Raw genomic sequence first — 13,976 nt, forward strand, 5'->3', positions numbered from 1 at the left:
CATGCGTTACCTCCCCCACACAGACAGCGACCGGAAGGCGATGCTCGATGCGATCGGCGTCGCCTCCATCGACGAGCTCTTTACCGACGTGCCGGAAGCGGCGCGCCTGGACGGACTGATCGACCTACCGAAGAAGCAAGGCGAGCTCCAGGTCGAGCGGGCGCTCACCGCCATGGCGGGCAAGAATACGTCCGCCGGACAGGCGCCGTTCTTTGTGGGGGCAGGGGCGTACAAGCACCATGTGCCGGCGCTGGTCGATCACCTGATCCAGCGGTCCGAATTCCTGACGGCCTACACGCCCTACCAGCCGGAAATCTCCCAGGGCACACTGCAGACCCTGTTCGAATTCCAGACCCAGGTCGCGCTCCTGACCGGCATGGATGTGGCCAATGCCTCCATGTATGACGGCTCGACCGCCTGCGCCGAGGCCGTGATGATGGCCGCACGCGTGACCCGCCGGAACAGGGCGATCATGGCCGGCAGCGTGCACCCGCACTATGTCGAGGCGTCCAGGACGCTGGCCAAGTATTCCGACGTCGAGATCTCGGTCACCGATCCGGCCGCCGAGACGCTGGACGATGTCATCGCCGCGATCGACGACACGACGGCCTGCGTCGTCGTCCAGACGCCGGACATTTTCGGCCGTCTGCACGATCTGCGCGCCATCTCCGAAGCCGCCCACGCCAAGGGCGCGCTGGTGATCGCCGTCTTCACCGAAGCCGTCTCGCTCGGCCTCGTCGAGGCGCCGGGCCATATGGGCGCGGACATCGCCGTGGGCGAGGGCCAGTCGATCGGCGTCGGCCTCAATTTCGGCGGTCCCTATGTGGGCCTCTTCGCCTGCAAGGACGATCGCCGCTTCATCCGCCAGATGCCCGGCCGCCTCGCCGGCGAGACCGTCGATGCCGACGGCCGCCGGGGCTATGTGCTGACGCTCTCCACGCGCGAGCAGCACATCCGCCGCGACAAGGCGACCTCGAACATCTGCACCAATTCCGGCCTGTGCTCGCTGGCCTGGACGATCCACATGACGCTGCTCGGCGAGGCCGGCATCAAGCGTCTGGCGCGGATCAATCACGAGACCGCCTGCGAGCTCGCCGATGCGCTCGATGCCATCGACGGCGTCGAGGTACTCAATGACGCCTTCTTCAACGAGTTCACGGTGAAACTGCCCCGGCCGGCTGCAGAGGTCGTCGAGGACCTGGCCAGGTTCGGCGTGCTGGGCGGCGTACCCGCCAGCCGCCTCTTCCCGGGGCAGTTCGAGGATCGCCTCATCGTCGCCGCCACCGAAACCAACACGCCGGAAGACATCGCCGTCTTCGTCAAGGCGCTCAATGGAGTGCTGTAAGATGGGAATGAACACGCAGGGACGTCCCACCCGTATGGCCGAGAATGTGGCCACGGGTGGCTATGCCGACACCATCTCCGGCAGCCGCGGCCTCGACCAGGCCGAACCGCTCATCTTCGAGCGCGGCAATCTTGAGCATTGCGGCGTCGACCTTCCCGAGCCGAAGGGCACGAAGACGCGCCTCGGCGGTCTCGAGCGCCTGGAGACGATCGGCCTGGCCGGGCTCGCCGAGCCGGAAGCCATGCGCCATTATGTGCGCCTGTCGCGGAAGAATTACGCCATCGATCTGGGTCTCTACCCGCTCGGTTCGTGCACGATGAAGCACAATCCGCGTCTCAACGAGAAGATCGCGCGCCTGCCGGGCTTTGCCGATGTGCACCCGCTGCAGCCGGGCTCGACCGTGCAGGGCGCATACGCGCTGATGGGCGAGCTGGCCCGCTGGCTGATGACGCTCACGAACATGCCCGCCGTGGCCATGTCGCCGAAAGCCGGTGCCCATGGCGAGTTCTGCGGCATGATGGCGATCCGCGCCCGCCTCGACGCGGACGGGCAAACCCATCGCCGCCGGATTCTCGTTCCGGAATCCGCTCACGGCACCAATCCCGCGACCGCGGTCCAGTGCGGCTTCACCGTCGACGAGATCCCGGCCGACAAGACGGGCCGCGTCGACATGGAGGCCTTCAAGGCCAAGCTGGGCGACGACGTCGCCGGCATCATGCTGACCAACCCCAACACGTGCGGGCTGTTCGAGCGGGATATCCGCGAGATCGCCGACCTGATCCACGAGGCGGGCGGCTATTTCTACTGCGACGGCGCCAATTTCAACGCCATCGTCGGCCGCGTGCGTCCGGGCGATCTCGGCGTCGACGCCATGCACATCAATCTGCACAAGACCTTCTCCACCCCGCATGGCGGCGGTGGTCCCGGTTCCGGTCCGACCGTCCTTTCCGACGCGCTCGCGCCCTATGCGCCTGTTCCCTACGTTGTGAAGACGGAGAAGGGCGGCTGGGATCTGGTCGAGCACGCCGCGGAAGCCGAAGGCGATCCCTTCGGCCGCATGGCGGCCTTCCACGGCCAGATGGGCATGTTCACCCGTGCGCTCACCTACATGATGAGCCATGGTTCGGACGGCCTGCGCCAGGTCGCCGAAGATGCGGTGCTCAACGCCAATTACATCCTCGCCCGTCTCAAGCATGTCATGACGCCGGCCTTCGAGGGCAGCTGCATGCACGAAGCCCTGTTCGACGACCGCTTCCTCAAGGGTACCGGCGTTACCACGCTCGACTTCGCCAAGGCGATGATCGATGAGGGCTATCACCCGATGACCATGTATTTCCCGCTGGTCGTCCACGGCGCCATGTTGATCGAACCGACCGAGACCGAGTCCATGTCCGGCCTCGACCGCTTCATCGAAGTGCTCGAAGCTCTCGCCCTCGCCGCCAAGGCAGGCGAGACGGACCGCTTCGTGGCGGCCCCGGTTCATGCCCCGACCAAGCGTCTCGACGAGACGCGGGCAGCCCGTCAGCCCGTGCTGCGCTGGACGCCGCCGGAAAACACACCCGAAGCGGCAGAATAGGCGTCCGCTGACGGCATGAAGAGGGCGCGGGCCGCTGGGTCTGCGCCCTTTTTCATGACATTGCAGTCCATGCCCCATCGCCGCCACTTTCCCTGATAGGATCGAGGCCATGTCGACGTCACGCGCTTCCCGTCTGAGTTTTCGCCGCAAGCCCCGCCAGGGCGGCGGCGGCGGCCGATTGATCCTGACTGCCGTCCTCGCCGTCCTTGTGGGCGTGATCATGGCCGGCGTGGGAGTCGTTATCGCGGAAGCCGCCCTCGAACTCATTGCGCGGTGACGGCGGTGCTTCTTAAAGCCTGAGCCAGCGTCCAGCGGACAATCGCTTTTGCACTTTCGATTTATAGGCTGCGGCGTCCAGCGGCCGCTTACCCTTATGGCGCGTCTGATTGCAGTACAGACAGGCTGCGACGATGTTGCGCTCCGAGTCTGCCCCGCCCTCCGAGCGTGGTTTCAAGTGCTCGGTCGTGCATTGCATCAGGGGATGCGGCTTGCGCTTTCGGGAATCCGACTCCCCGGTGCTGGTCCACATCATGCGGCTGCAATAGAAGCAGCGCCCCCCTTGCTGCTTCATTTTCTTTTGGCGAATTCGGGTTGTCTTTTCGGTCATGGATGCACGACTCCTGCTTTGCTTGTGAGAGACAAAGCGGACTGCGCATCAACCACTGCTTGGGCGATCCTGGATCGGTAGCATCTTGCTCGCGCTGGACGATGCGTCTTTCGCACCACCCCGCAATTCCGTCCGGTAGCATAACACTTACATTCTGTGCGTGGCTAATATCTGAAACCGCGGACGCTGCCATCCAGATGACAATTAATTTATGAGTCAGGTCGCAGCCTCGACTCTGCTTGCGAAGGCCTGTACCGCGGTTGGACCCGGATCATCCAGTCAGGCCTGACAAAGCCGGAAGCGCTTCCGTGCCAGTGCGCGAATGCAACAATGCACAGCGAACTGGGGCGCTCGCCCTTATTTCGGCGTTTTTGTCTCGCATTGCAGTGATGTTTACGAGTTTAGTGTTGTCTGCAGGGGATAGAGTCCCATTTAGGGAGCAGGCCCGGCATCGGGGGAACCGTTGGACGGTTCACTCGCCAGCGGTAGAGACGGTCAGGCGATGAACGAAGCGCTTAATGGATTGGCACGGAAGAACGCGATCGGCGCATTCGTTGCGCTGATGATCCGTGCTGTCGTGGTGGCGTTCGGTCTCGTGCTGATGGTGATCTCCGTGCCGATCGGCATGCTCACCCCGCTCCTGCCCATCGGCTTTCCCATCGGTCTCTTCGGTCTGGTTCTGGTCGCCGCAGCCTCGAAGACGCTGCACCGCCTGATCACCGATCAGCTGCGCCGCGTGCCCTGGCTCTGGAAGCGCATCCGTTTCGCCTTCGGCGAGAAGGAAGCGGATCCGGCCGAATAAACCGTCCCGTCTTGCAGACATGAAAAAAGGCCCGCGGCGAAAACCGCGGGCCTTTTCATGTCCGGTCCGACCGGATGGATCAGTTCAGCTGTTCGCCGGCCATCTTGATGTCGGCATCGACGATCTTGTTGAGATCGGTCTTTTTCAGCTTAGTCTTGAGGATTTCCTCGGCCGCAGCGGCAGCCATATCGGCAGCGGCGGCTTTCACCTCGGCAGCGGCCTGGGCTTCGGCCTGGGCGATGCGCTGCTCGGCCATGGCCGTGCGGCGCTCAAGGCGTTCGGAGAGTTCCTTGCGGGCCTCTTCCTTGAGCACCTTCGCCTCGGTTTTGGCCTGGGCGATGATCGCTTCGGCTTCCTTCTCCGCCTCACGCTGGCGGCGCTGATAGCTGGCCAGCATTTCCTGGGCTTCCTCGCGCAGGCGCTTGGCTTCGTCCAGTTCCGAACGGATGGCGTCGGCCCGGTCGTCCAGCGTCTTGGCGAGCGTCTTGTGGATGCCCATGCGCAGGAGGATCAGGAAGAAGACGACGAGGGCTGCAGTGGCCCAGAAGGACGGGTCGGCCAGCAGGCCGGCCGCACCGGCCGCGTCAGCGGCGCCGTGGGCGGTTTCTTCGGCAAGCGTCATGATTACGACTCCTTCGCCTTGGACACGCCGTCAACGGCCTTGCCGGCTTCGGCGTCGGAAATCTCGACATTCGCCAGGGCAGCCACGGCGGCCACGGTTGCGTCGGACGCGATGCCGCGCACTTCGGCGAAAGCCTTTTCCTTGGCCGAGCGGATCGCCGTTTCGGCGGCTTCCTGCTTGGCGTTCAGCTCGGCTTCGACATCGGCGGTTTCCTGGGCGATCTCGGCGTCCAGCGCTTCGCGGGTTTCCGCCGCGATCACATGGGCTTTCGAGCGCGCCTCGGCGAGAGACTTTTCATAAGCCTCGCCTGCGGCATCCGCGTCCGCCTTGGCCTGGGCCGCGGCGTCGAGATCGTCGGCGATACGGTCGCGGCGATCCTCGATCGTCGTCTTGATCTTCGGCAGGATGAAGCGGTCCAGCGCGACGTAGAGAACGACGAAGCTGATCGCCAGCCAGAAGAGCTGCGACGGGAAATAGGTCGGGTCGAAGGGCGGGAAGACGCCGGAGGCGGCGTGTTCCGCCGTCTCGGCCGCGTGGGCCGCTTCGGTATGCGGTGCGTGCGTCATGGGACGCCTGCTCCTTCTAGTCTTGAGCCCCTGCTGAAAGGGGCAGGGCGCGCAGCGATCATTGCATCGCCGCGCGCGTCTCGCTTAGCCACCGATGCCGAACAGGCACATGAAGGCGATCAGGAGAGAGAAGATGCCCAGGGCTTCGGTCACGGCGAAGCCGAAGATCAGGTTGCCGAACTGCGACTGAGCCGCAGACGGGTTGCGCATGGCGCCCTGAAGGAAGGAACCGAAGATATTGCCCACGCCGATGGCGGCACCGAGCATGCCGAGGCAGGCGAGACCGGCACCGACGAATTGAGCTGCTTGAGCGTCCATTTTGATACTCCTCTGGAAGATCGAATTGCAGGTTTGGGATTAAACGCTCTGCCTAGTGTCCTGGGTGCAGGGCGTCGGAAAGATAGATGCAGGTGAGAATGGCGAACACATAGGCCTGCAGGAAAGCGACCAGGAATTCGAGAGCCGTCAGGGCCAGCGTCATCGCGAATGGGAAGATACCCGCGAGATAACCGGCCGCGCCCATCGCGCCGCCAAGCATGACGATGAAGCCGGCGAACACTTTCAGCAGGATGTGGCCTGCCAGCATGTTCGCGAACAGACGGACCGAATGGCTGAGCGGCCGCGAAATGAAGGAGATTACCTCGATCAGGGCCACAAACGGTTTGATCGCGATCGGAACGCCGGCCGGCCAGAACAGAAGCAGGAACTTCAGGCCGTTCTTGTAGATGCCGTAGATGATCACGGTCAGCCAGACCATCAGCGCCAGCGCGGCGGTCACGACGATGTGGCTGGTGATGGTGAAGGAGTGGGCACCCGGCGCCGGGAAATAGGGGAACATGCCGAGCATGTTGGCGACCAGGATGAAGATGAAGAGCGTGAAGACGAAGGGGAAGAAGCGCAGCGCGTCAGCACCCGCCGTCGATCGCAGCATATCGGCCACGAAGCCGTAGATGATCTCGGCCACCGACTGGGCCCGGTTCGGCACCAGGGCGCGGCTCGACATCGCCATCATGAACAGCGCTACCGTCAGCACCGTCGTCAGCACCATGAAGAAGCTGGAATTGGTGAAGGCGAGATTCAGGCCGAATGCCTCGAAGGGAAAGACTTCGTGGATTTCGAACTGCTTGATCGGGTTGGTGTCTGCCACGCCCGGCCTCTTTCAAATCTGCTGCGGCCAGGCCGCAAATTCATCCCGCGAAGTCAAAGGGACTATTGTCCTTGCGACTCCGAACTCATTTCGCGCGCGGCGCGGACCACATTCATCGTCCCGGCCGCAAAACCCAATAACGTCCCGACAATCAGGCCCCAGGGCATGATCTTGAGGGCAAAGTCCAGCATCAGACCCAGACCGCCACCCGCGAGCACGCCGGCGAAGAATTCCGACCCGTAGCGCATGCCGAGGGACCATGCCGATCTCGGCGTATCGTCCTGCGGCCTGTACTTTTCGCGCCGCGCCTCGATGCGCTGCTGCAAATCGTCCAGATCGCCTTTCGATGGGTCGCGCGGGGTGTTGTCTTTGCCTGACATGATTGACCGGTTCGCCCACGGAGGAACAGCCCCCCACAGGCGCGCGCACACTATCCATGGCCCCCTCCCAAGTCAAGCAAGCCCGCACCTGCGGTAAGTGCCAGAAATAAAAATGGAAAATTGCTATTCGGCGGCGACCAGCTGTTCGGCACCGACAAGGTCGACCGAGACCAGCTGGGAAACGCCGCGCTCGGCCATGGTCACACCGTAGAGCCGGTCCATGCGCGACATGGTGAGCGGATTGTGTGTGATGACGAGGAAACGCGTCTCGGTCAGGCCGCGCATCTTGTCGAGCATGCGGCAATAGCGGTCCACATTGGCGTCGTCGAGCGGGGCGTCGACCTCGTCCAGCACGCAGACCGGTGCCGGATTGGACAGGAAGACCGCGAAGATCAGAGCGGAGGCCGTGAGCGCCTGCTCGCCGCCGGACATGAGCGACATGGTGTCGAGCTTCTTGCCCGGCGGGCAGGCCATGATCTCCAGCCCGGCCTCGAGCGGATCGTCGCTCTCCGTCAGGCGAAGCTCGGCATGACCGCCTTCGAACAGGGTGGCGAAGAGATTCTGGAAATGCTCGTTGACGATGTCGAAGGCTTCCAGGAGCCGCGCCCGGCCTTCGCGGGAGAGCTCGTCCACGGCCTTGCGCAGGCGGGCGATGGCCTCGACGAGATCGTCGCGCTCGCGGGTCATCTCTTCCATCTTGGCGGCGAGTTCCTCGGCCTCCTCGTCGGCACGCAGATTGACGGCGCCCAGCCGTTCCCGGCTCTGACGCGCATCGTCCAGCCGGCGCTCCAGCTCGTCCGCGGACAATTCGGCGATCTCGTCCTCGTCGATTCGCGCGGCCAGCGTGCCCGGGGCCTCGCCGGTCGCGTCCTGGAGGCGTTCCGTCGTCTCGTTCAACCGTTCGCGTGCGCCGGACAGACGGGCTTCGGCGGCGGCACGGCCCTCCCGGGCGGCAGAGGCGGCAGCCTCCGCGGAGCGGGCGGCGCTGTCGGCGTCCTTGACCAGGCCTTCGGTCGAGCTGGCCGCTTCGCGCGCTTCGTTCGCCTTGTGGGCAGCGGCGTCCAGCTTGTCGGTCAGGGCGTGCAGCTGTTCCTGGATTTCGTCCGGGCGCGTGCGCGCCCGGGCGAGCGAAGCTTCGGCCTCCTCGCGTTGATGGGCGATTTCGGCGAGGCGGGCCTCTGCGGCCTTGCAGCGATCGGCCCAGGCGCCGTGATCACGCTTGAGGCCGGCCCGGCGCTGACGGCGCATATCCGATTCCCGGCGCAGGCTTTCCAGCGCGGCGCGGGCATCGGCTGCTGTGGCACGGGCGGTCTCGGCAGCCTCGCGGGCCGCATCGAGGGCTTCGGTATCGCCTTCGGCGGCTTCGGCTTCGGACAAAAGAGATTGTGCGGCCTCGAGCGCGGTCGCGGTTTCAGTCTTCTCCGCGTCGAGGCGTTCGAGGCGCTCGTCCAGCGCCGTCGCGCGGGCGGCATCCTTGGCCGTGCGCTCGCGCAGATCGGAAATCCGGCTGAAGCTGTCGCGGGCTGCGCGCTCGGCGGGCGGCACGACGCTGCGGGCAGCCTGTTCGGCCTGACGCGCAGCTTCCGCGGCTTCGCGTGCCGTCTGTTCGGCGGTGCGGGCCTGTTCGAAATCGGCTTCGCCCTCGGCGAGTTCCTGACGGATCGCATCGAGACGATTGCGCTGTTCCAGACGCGCCACGGCGGCGGAGGGCGCGTCGGCCCGGGCGACCAGCCCGTCCCAGCGCCACAGATCCCCGTCGCGCGTGACCAGGCGCTGGCCCGGCTTCAGCTTGGCAAAGGCTTCCGCGGCCTTTTCCGGCTTGATCACGCCGACCGCATCGAGGCGGGCCTTCAGGGCGACCGGCGCCTCGACATGATCGGACAAGGGCACGCAGCCGCCGGGCAGCATGTCGGCCTTGATGCCGGCCTCCTGCCAGTGGCGGGCCGCCTCATCGTCGAGCGAGGCTTCCAGATCGTCGCCCAGAGCGGCGGCGAGGGCTTTTTCATAGCCAGGACGGGCGCGTATCGCGTCGAGCGCAGGCTGGCTTTCCGATTGCGAGCCGGCGAGGAGGCGTTCGAGTGCCTGGGTCTCGCGTTCCAGCGTCTCGCGCTCGGTCGAGAGCGCGCGCCAGGTTTCCGAGGCTGCTTCCAGGGCCGCCGCCTTGGTCTGGCGATCGGTCTCGGCGGCCTCAAGCGCGGTCTTGGCCTCGGCGAGGGCGGTCTCGGCCGCTTCCGCCGCGCTCTCGGCTTCGGCGAGATCGGTCATGGCGGAGGAGGATTTCAACCGGTCACGTTCGGCGGTGGCGGTCTCGATCTCGCGGTCGATCTGCGCGATGCGGGCCTCGAAACGTCCCAGATCCCGGCGGGCGGCCTCGATGGCCGCGCGTTTGTCGGCCGCTTCGCGGGAGCAGCGGTCGAGCACGGCTTCCTTATCGAGTCGCTCGGCCTCCGCCCCGCTGGCAGCGGTCTCCGCTTCGGCGAGCGCGGCGCTTTCGCGCTCGGTTTCGGCGTCGAGCTTTTCCAGCGCGGCAGCCGCTTCCTCGCGGCTGGCCTGTGCGTCCTCGATGATATGGGTCTCGCGATCGGCGCCCCGGGCCAATTCCTCGAGCCGGTGTTCGAGACCGGAAATCGTGCGGCGGACTTCCGTTGCCGTGTGCTCCAGCTTGTCCCGCTCGCGTTCAAGCAGGCGATGAGCTGCGGCGGCCTCGGCTTCGGCCTGGCGGGCCGGTTCGCGTGCCGCCGCCTGGATTTCGGCCTGGGTGCGTGCCTCGGCTGCGGCGCGCGTGGCAGTCTCGGCCGCGTCGCGACGCTCGTTCAGTTCGGCCTCGGCCTCCTCCACGGCGGTCGCAGCCGCTCGCCAGCGATTGAGCCAGACGGCGGCTTCGAGTGTGCGGATGGAGGCGGAGAGCTTGCGATATCGTGCCGCCTGCCGGGCCTGCCGCTGCAGCGAGCCGTGGCGCGAGCCGGTCTCGTCGATGATCTCCTGCAGCCGGTCGAGATTGGCTTCCGTACCCTTCAGGCGCAGCTCGGCCTCATGACGCCGGGCGCGCAGGCCGGCCACGCCGGCGGCTTCCTCCAGCACACGGCGGCGGTTTTCCGGCTTGGCGGCGATGAGTTCGGAAATCTGGCCCTGGCGGACGAGAGCAGGCGAATTGGCGCCCGTGCCGGCGTCCGCGAAGAGAAGCTGTACGTCCTTGGCGCGGACTTCCTCGCCATTGATCTTGTAGGCGGAGCCGGCACCGCGCGTGATGCGCCGTGTGACCTCGAGCATCTGGGCGTCGTTGAAACGGGCCGGGGCGAGCTTTTCGGAATTGTCGACCGTAAGCACGACCTCGGCATGGTTGCGCGAGGGGCGTGCGTCGGTGCCGGAGAAGATGACGTCTTCCATCCCGCCGCCGCGCAGCGATTTGGCGGAGGTTGCGCCCATGACCCAGCGCAGGGCTTCAAGCAGGTTGGACTTGCCGCAACCGTTGGGTCCGATCACGCCAGTAAGGCCCGGGTCGATCCGAAGTTCCATCGGATCGACGAATGATTTGAAACCGGCCAGCCTTAGCTGCGTAAACTTCACCCGACCTCCATTGCGCCGCTGGGTGACGGGGATCAGACCCGTCCGGGCGCCGTGTTGGCACCCGAATGCGGCGCTTTCCTGACGCGAATCGCTCCCGCTATTCGGCAGCGTCCAGGAAGTGAAGGATGATTCGGCGGAAAGAGTCTTCGTCGATCTGGCCGGGGACCCTTTCTCCGTTAATGATCAGGGGGTCTCCACCCCACATGTACCAGGTCCCGCCATCGGCCGCGGCGATGGTCAAGTGCTTGCCACTGATAAAGAAGCTCGGCGTGGACTGGACCCCGTCGGCCTGTGCCTGCCGGGCTGCGTTATTCACAGCTGCATTCGTCGCCGGGTCGTTGAAACAGGCCATCAGCTGCTCCGGCGAGACGCCGACGGCAGCTGCGACACGGTTATAGACGCCCAGGACGTCGCCGCCGGACTGCGCCGCCTGAAAGATCGCGGCCTGTTCGGCGAAGAGCAGGTCGGCGGCGTCGAAATAGCGATCCTCCGCGGCGCATTCCGCGAGAATCACGCCCGCCGCAGCGAGTTGCGGCGGAGCGGTCAGCATCGGCCGCAGCACGTAGCGGACCTGACCGGTCTCGACGAATTCGTCGCGAATGACCGGCCACACGTCTTCCTGGAAATGCGCGCAGTGCGGACAGGCAAAGGAGGCGTATTCGATCATCAGGACCGGCGCGTCCTCCGCACCCATGACGTGATCGTCCGGCCGTTCCTGGGCCGCCGGAATGTCCGAAAGCGGCGGCAGTTCCGGCGCCGGAGCAGCGCTTTGCTGGCTCAGAGCGGTGGCCGTCAGCCCGGCCGCCAGGGAGGCGGCGAGGCCGGCGGCGCCGATCGCGGTACGCATGGTGCGGAGAATACGCATGACTGGTCCTGTATGTGGCGAGGCCTTACTCGGCCGTCTCGGTCGTGGCTTCGTCGGACGCCTCGACGCCACCAGCCTCGGCGACCAGATGGTCGAGAATGAGGCGGAAGGTGTCGGCATCGACGATACCCGGCACCGGTTCGCCGTCGATGATCAGCTGCTCGCCGCCGAGATAATAGGTGTATTCCGTGGCGCCCGGAGCGCGGCGGGATTCCAGCAACTGGCCGTTGAACAGGAAGCGCGGCGTGGAATCGATGCCTTCGTCGAGCGCGCGCTCATGGGCTTCCACGATCGCCTGGTTGATGTCCTGGTCGTTGAGGCAGCGGGTGAAGTCCGCTTCGCTCAGGCCGAGGGAACGGGCGATGGCGAGATATTGATTGCGCGCATTGCCCTGGGTCTGGGCGGCGCGGAAGATCACGTTCTGCTGCTGGAAGAGCAGGTCGACCATGTCGTAATAGCGGTCTTCCGGAACGCAATGGGCCAGGGCGAAGCCGGCAATGGCGAACTGGGCATTGCCCGTGATCATCTCGCGCATCACGAAACGGACCTTGCCGGTCTCGATATAGTCGTCCTCGAGCATCGACCAGACTTCATTGTGGAAGGTCGCGCAATGGCCGCAGGCCACCGAGGCGTATTCGATCATGGTGACCGGGGCGTTCGGATCGCCGAGACCGCGATCGCCTTCGCGCTCGAAACTGCCCTGGGCCGTGGAACCGGATCCGGTATCGCCACCGCCGCCGCAGGCGGCCAGGGCGAGGGTCGCGGAGAGGGCGACTGCGGAAAAGATGCGACGCGAAAGACTCATGGATGGGCTCCCCATGCCTGTATCAGTTTTCATTTCGGGACTTCACGCCGTCGCCGAAACGCTTCAGAGCGGACAATAGCCGCGCCTCGGCCGAAGTCTCCACCTTCTCGCTCATTTGTGAAGGGGATTGCCGCACTTTCATCTGCGGGACGTCGCCGGGCTGCGGGCGGGTCTTCCTTGCGGCGCTTCCCTGGACGATGCGGATACGCGTCGGCGCCTGATTGCCGGAATAGGTGCGGATACGCTCGAGAATACGCCGCGATTCCGCCTGCAGGATGGCCCCGGCCGGACCGCGTGCGCGGATCACCAGTGTGTTGATGCCGCCCGAGCGGCGAACCGTTTCCGGTTCGGACCATTGCGCCAGACGGTCGCCGACGATGTCGCCCCAGTGCTCGCGGAGCTGGTCGACGCCGACGCCGAAGCGTCGGGCCAGCGGCTTGAGAACCCGCTCTGCCGCCACGCCAGCGGAAGGCGCCGGCCGGATGGCAGGGCGCCCGCGATGCGTGGCGAGGAACTGCGACGCGGCGGCGTCCAGTGTTGACGGGGACGGTTTGCGAACCATGGTGTGCACAATCGCCGCGAAGGGCGGTCTCTGCAAGGTCCGATCACCATGTCCGACGCTCCCGATATCGCCTCCCTGCGCCGCACTCTGCTCGCCTGGTACGACGCGGAAGGCCGGCGCCTTCCCTGGCGCATACGGCCCGAGGACCGCACGGCAGGCCGGCTGGTCAGCCCCTATGCGATCTGGTTGTCCGAGATCATGCTGCAGCAGACCACCATTCCCCATGCCACGCCTTACTGGTTCCGCTTTCTCGAACTCTGGCCGGAGGTCGGGGATCTGGCCGCCGCGCCGCGCGAGCATGTGATGCGCGAATGGGCGGGGCTCGGATATTACGCGAGAGCCCGCAATCTCCACGCCTGCGCGATCGCGGTGAGCGAGGAGCTTGGCGGGCGTTTTCCGGACACGCTGGAAGGGCTGAGGGCGCTGCCCGGCATCGGTGAGTACACGGCCAACGCCATACTCGCTGCCGCCTTCGACAAGCCGGCCAGCGTCGTCGACGGCAATGTCGAGCGGGTGATCACACGGCTTCACCGTGTCGAGACGGAAATGCCTAAGGCGAAGCCGGAGATACGGCGCCTCGCCGCAGCCATCGCCGACCCGGACCGGCCGTGCGACTACGCCCAGGCGATCATGGATCTGGGCGCGACCGTGTGCACTCCCCGCTCACCCGATTGCGGCGGGTGTCCCTGGCGTTCCGGTTGCGAGGCCTGCGCTTCCGGCGATGCGGAGCGCTATCCGCGAAAGGCGCCGAAAAAGGCCAAGCCTGTGCGGCGTGGGACTGCCTGGCTGGTCCGGCGCGACGGTCATGTCTGGCTGAGGCGCCGGGCGGACAAGGGCCTGCTCGGCGGCATGATGGAAGTGCCCTCTACCCAATGGGTCGAGGCGGACAGCCCTCCCGGCGAGGCCGAGGCGCCGTTGGCTGCGGCCGACTGGCAGGAATGCGGAGAGATCCGGCATGTCTTCACGCATTTCGAGCTGAGGCTCGTCGTCCGGGAGGCGCAGGCGCCCGCGGACTGGGAACCGGATGCCGGAGGCTGGGTTTCTGAAGACGCGCTCGGGCAGGAAGCGCTGCCGAGCGTGATGCGCAAGGTGGTCGCGGTGCGTTCGGTCCGGGGCGCTTAGGCGACAGTGC

Annotated in this window: 15 protein-coding genes; 5 read left to right on the plus strand and 10 right to left on the minus strand. The window is 65.8% G+C overall.

Features of this window, described 5'->3' with window-relative positions; translation table 11 throughout:
- Position 1 precedes the first annotated feature (1 nt).
- From gcvPA to AC13HB_RS03785, 3 genes are all read left to right on the plus strand, one after another.
- Positions 2–1,345 (plus strand): aminomethyl-transferring glycine dehydrogenase subunit GcvPA, encoded by a 1,344-nt coding sequence (gcvPA, locus tag AC13HB_RS03775; protein ID WP_482948389.1) that lies wholly within the window; start codon positions 2–4, stop codon positions 1,343–1,345.
- Position 1,346: 1 nt separating this feature from the next.
- Positions 1,347–2,921 carry an aminomethyl-transferring glycine dehydrogenase subunit GcvPB gene (gcvPB, locus tag AC13HB_RS03780; RefSeq protein WP_482948390.1) on the plus strand — a complete coding sequence of 525 codons (1,575 nt, stop codon included), beginning with the start codon at positions 1,347–1,349 and terminating at the stop codon, positions 2,919–2,921.
- Positions 2,922–3,030: 109 nt separating this feature from the next.
- On the plus strand, positions 3,031–3,198 hold the full coding sequence (locus AC13HB_RS03785) for a hypothetical protein (RefSeq protein WP_482948391.1): 168 nt from the start codon (positions 3,031–3,033) through the stop codon (positions 3,196–3,198).
- A gap of 12 nt (positions 3,199–3,210) precedes the next feature.
- On the opposite strand, the gene AC13HB_RS03790 is transcribed toward AC13HB_RS03785, so the two are convergent.
- Positions 3,211–3,528, minus strand: coding sequence for an HNH endonuclease (locus AC13HB_RS03790; protein WP_482948393.1), 318 nt, complete (start codon positions 3,526–3,528; stop codon positions 3,211–3,213).
- Positions 3,529–4,030: 502 nt separating this feature from the next.
- Between AC13HB_RS03790 and AC13HB_RS03795 the strand changes: the two genes are divergently transcribed.
- Complete coding sequence (locus tag AC13HB_RS03795) at positions 4,031–4,330, plus strand: hypothetical protein (RefSeq protein ID WP_482948394.1); 300 nt, start codon at positions 4,031–4,033, stop codon at positions 4,328–4,330.
- Positions 4,331–4,409: 79 nt separating this feature from the next.
- On the opposite strand, the gene AC13HB_RS03800 is transcribed toward AC13HB_RS03795, so the two are convergent.
- The 9 genes from AC13HB_RS03800 to AC13HB_RS03840 all read right to left on the minus strand — a co-directional run bounded on the left by AC13HB_RS03800 (position 4,410) and on the right by AC13HB_RS03840 (position 12,844).
- Positions 4,410–4,952, minus strand: a complete 543-nt coding sequence (locus AC13HB_RS03800; RefSeq protein WP_482948395.1) for a F0F1 ATP synthase subunit B family protein — start codon at positions 4,950–4,952, stop codon at positions 4,410–4,412.
- A gap of 2 nt (positions 4,953–4,954) precedes the next feature.
- Positions 4,955–5,518 (minus strand): F0F1 ATP synthase subunit B family protein, encoded by a 564-nt coding sequence (locus AC13HB_RS03805; protein ID WP_482948396.1) that lies wholly within the window; start codon positions 5,516–5,518, stop codon positions 4,955–4,957.
- An 84-nt stretch (positions 5,519–5,602) separates the two neighbouring features.
- On the minus strand, positions 5,603–5,836 hold the full coding sequence (locus tag AC13HB_RS03810) for a F0F1 ATP synthase subunit C (RefSeq protein ID WP_482948397.1): 234 nt from the start codon (positions 5,834–5,836) through the stop codon (positions 5,603–5,605).
- A gap of 52 nt (positions 5,837–5,888) precedes the next feature.
- On the minus strand, positions 5,889–6,665 hold the full coding sequence (locus AC13HB_RS03815; RefSeq protein ID WP_482948398.1) for a F0F1 ATP synthase subunit A: 777 nt from the start codon (positions 6,663–6,665) through the stop codon (positions 5,889–5,891).
- A gap of 62 nt (positions 6,666–6,727) precedes the next feature.
- The gene (locus AC13HB_RS03820; RefSeq protein WP_482948399.1) at positions 6,728–7,045 is read right to left on the minus strand and encodes an AtpZ/AtpI family protein; all 318 of its coding nucleotides are present in this window, start codon (positions 7,043–7,045) and stop codon (positions 6,728–6,730) included.
- 123 nt (positions 7,046–7,168) lie between these two features.
- A complete protein-coding gene (gene smc, locus AC13HB_RS03825) occupies positions 7,169–10,612 on the minus strand; it encodes a chromosome segregation protein SMC (protein WP_482948400.1) in 3,444 nt (1,147 codons plus the stop codon).
- A 97-nt stretch (positions 10,613–10,709) separates the two neighbouring features.
- Positions 10,710–11,477, minus strand: coding sequence for a thioredoxin domain-containing protein (locus AC13HB_RS03830; protein WP_482948401.1), 768 nt, complete (start codon positions 11,475–11,477; stop codon positions 10,710–10,712).
- A 25-nt stretch (positions 11,478–11,502) separates the two neighbouring features.
- The gene (locus AC13HB_RS03835; RefSeq protein WP_482948402.1) at positions 11,503–12,282 is read right to left on the minus strand and encodes a thioredoxin domain-containing protein; all 780 of its coding nucleotides are present in this window, start codon (positions 12,280–12,282) and stop codon (positions 11,503–11,505) included.
- A gap of 22 nt (positions 12,283–12,304) precedes the next feature.
- Entirely contained in the window at positions 12,305–12,844 is a 540-nt protein-coding gene (locus AC13HB_RS03840) for a DUF721 domain-containing protein (RefSeq protein WP_482948403.1), read from the minus strand.
- A gap of 48 nt (positions 12,845–12,892) precedes the next feature.
- On the opposite strand from AC13HB_RS03840, the gene mutY reads away from it, so the two are divergent.
- Positions 12,893–13,966 carry an A/G-specific adenine glycosylase gene (gene mutY, locus AC13HB_RS03845; RefSeq protein WP_482948404.1) on the plus strand — a complete coding sequence of 358 codons (1,074 nt, stop codon included), beginning with the start codon at positions 12,893–12,895 and terminating at the stop codon, positions 13,964–13,966.
- The last annotated feature ends 10 nt before the right edge of the window (positions 13,967–13,976 follow it).

It is taken from the genome of Maricaulis sp. B-26 (assembly GCF_056857855.1).

Bases quoted from the DNA above. Each gene is read 5' to 3' on its own strand.
- AC13HB_RS03805 (WP_482948396.1), bottom strand. From the start codon at position 5,518: ATGACGCACGCACCGCATACCGAAGCGGCCCACGCGGCCGAGACGGCG.
- AC13HB_RS03840 (WP_482948403.1), bottom strand. From the start codon at position 12,844: ATGGTTCGCAAACCGTCCCCGTCAACACTGGACGCCGCCGCGTCGCAG.
- AC13HB_RS03835 (WP_482948402.1), bottom strand. From the start codon at position 12,282: ATGAGTCTTTCGCGTCGCATCTTTTCCGCAGTCGCCCTCTCCGCGACC.
- mutY (WP_482948404.1), top strand. From the start codon at position 12,893: ATGTCCGACGCTCCCGATATCGCCTCCCTGCGCCGCACTCTGCTCGCC.
- AC13HB_RS03790 (WP_482948393.1), bottom strand. From the start codon at position 3,528: ATGACCGAAAAGACAACCCGAATTCGCCAAAAGAAAATGAAGCAGCAA.
- AC13HB_RS03820 (WP_482948399.1), bottom strand. From the start codon at position 7,045: ATGTCAGGCAAAGACAACACCCCGCGCGACCCATCGAAAGGCGATCTG.
- AC13HB_RS03795 (WP_482948394.1), top strand. From the start codon at position 4,031: ATGAACGAAGCGCTTAATGGATTGGCACGGAAGAACGCGATCGGCGCA.
- AC13HB_RS03810 (WP_482948397.1), bottom strand. From the start codon at position 5,836: ATGGACGCTCAAGCAGCTCAATTCGTCGGTGCCGGTCTCGCCTGCCTC.
- AC13HB_RS03830 (WP_482948401.1), bottom strand. From the start codon at position 11,477: ATGCGTATTCTCCGCACCATGCGTACCGCGATCGGCGCCGCCGGCCTC.
- gcvPA (WP_482948389.1), top strand. From the start codon at position 2: ATGCGTTACCTCCCCCACACAGACAGCGACCGGAAGGCGATGCTCGAT.
- AC13HB_RS03800 (WP_482948395.1), bottom strand. From the start codon at position 4,952: ATGACGCTTGCCGAAGAAACCGCCCACGGCGCCGCTGACGCGGCCGGT.
- AC13HB_RS03785 (WP_482948391.1), top strand. From the start codon at position 3,031: ATGTCGACGTCACGCGCTTCCCGTCTGAGTTTTCGCCGCAAGCCCCGC.
- gcvPB (WP_482948390.1), top strand. From the start codon at position 1,347: ATGGGAATGAACACGCAGGGACGTCCCACCCGTATGGCCGAGAATGTG.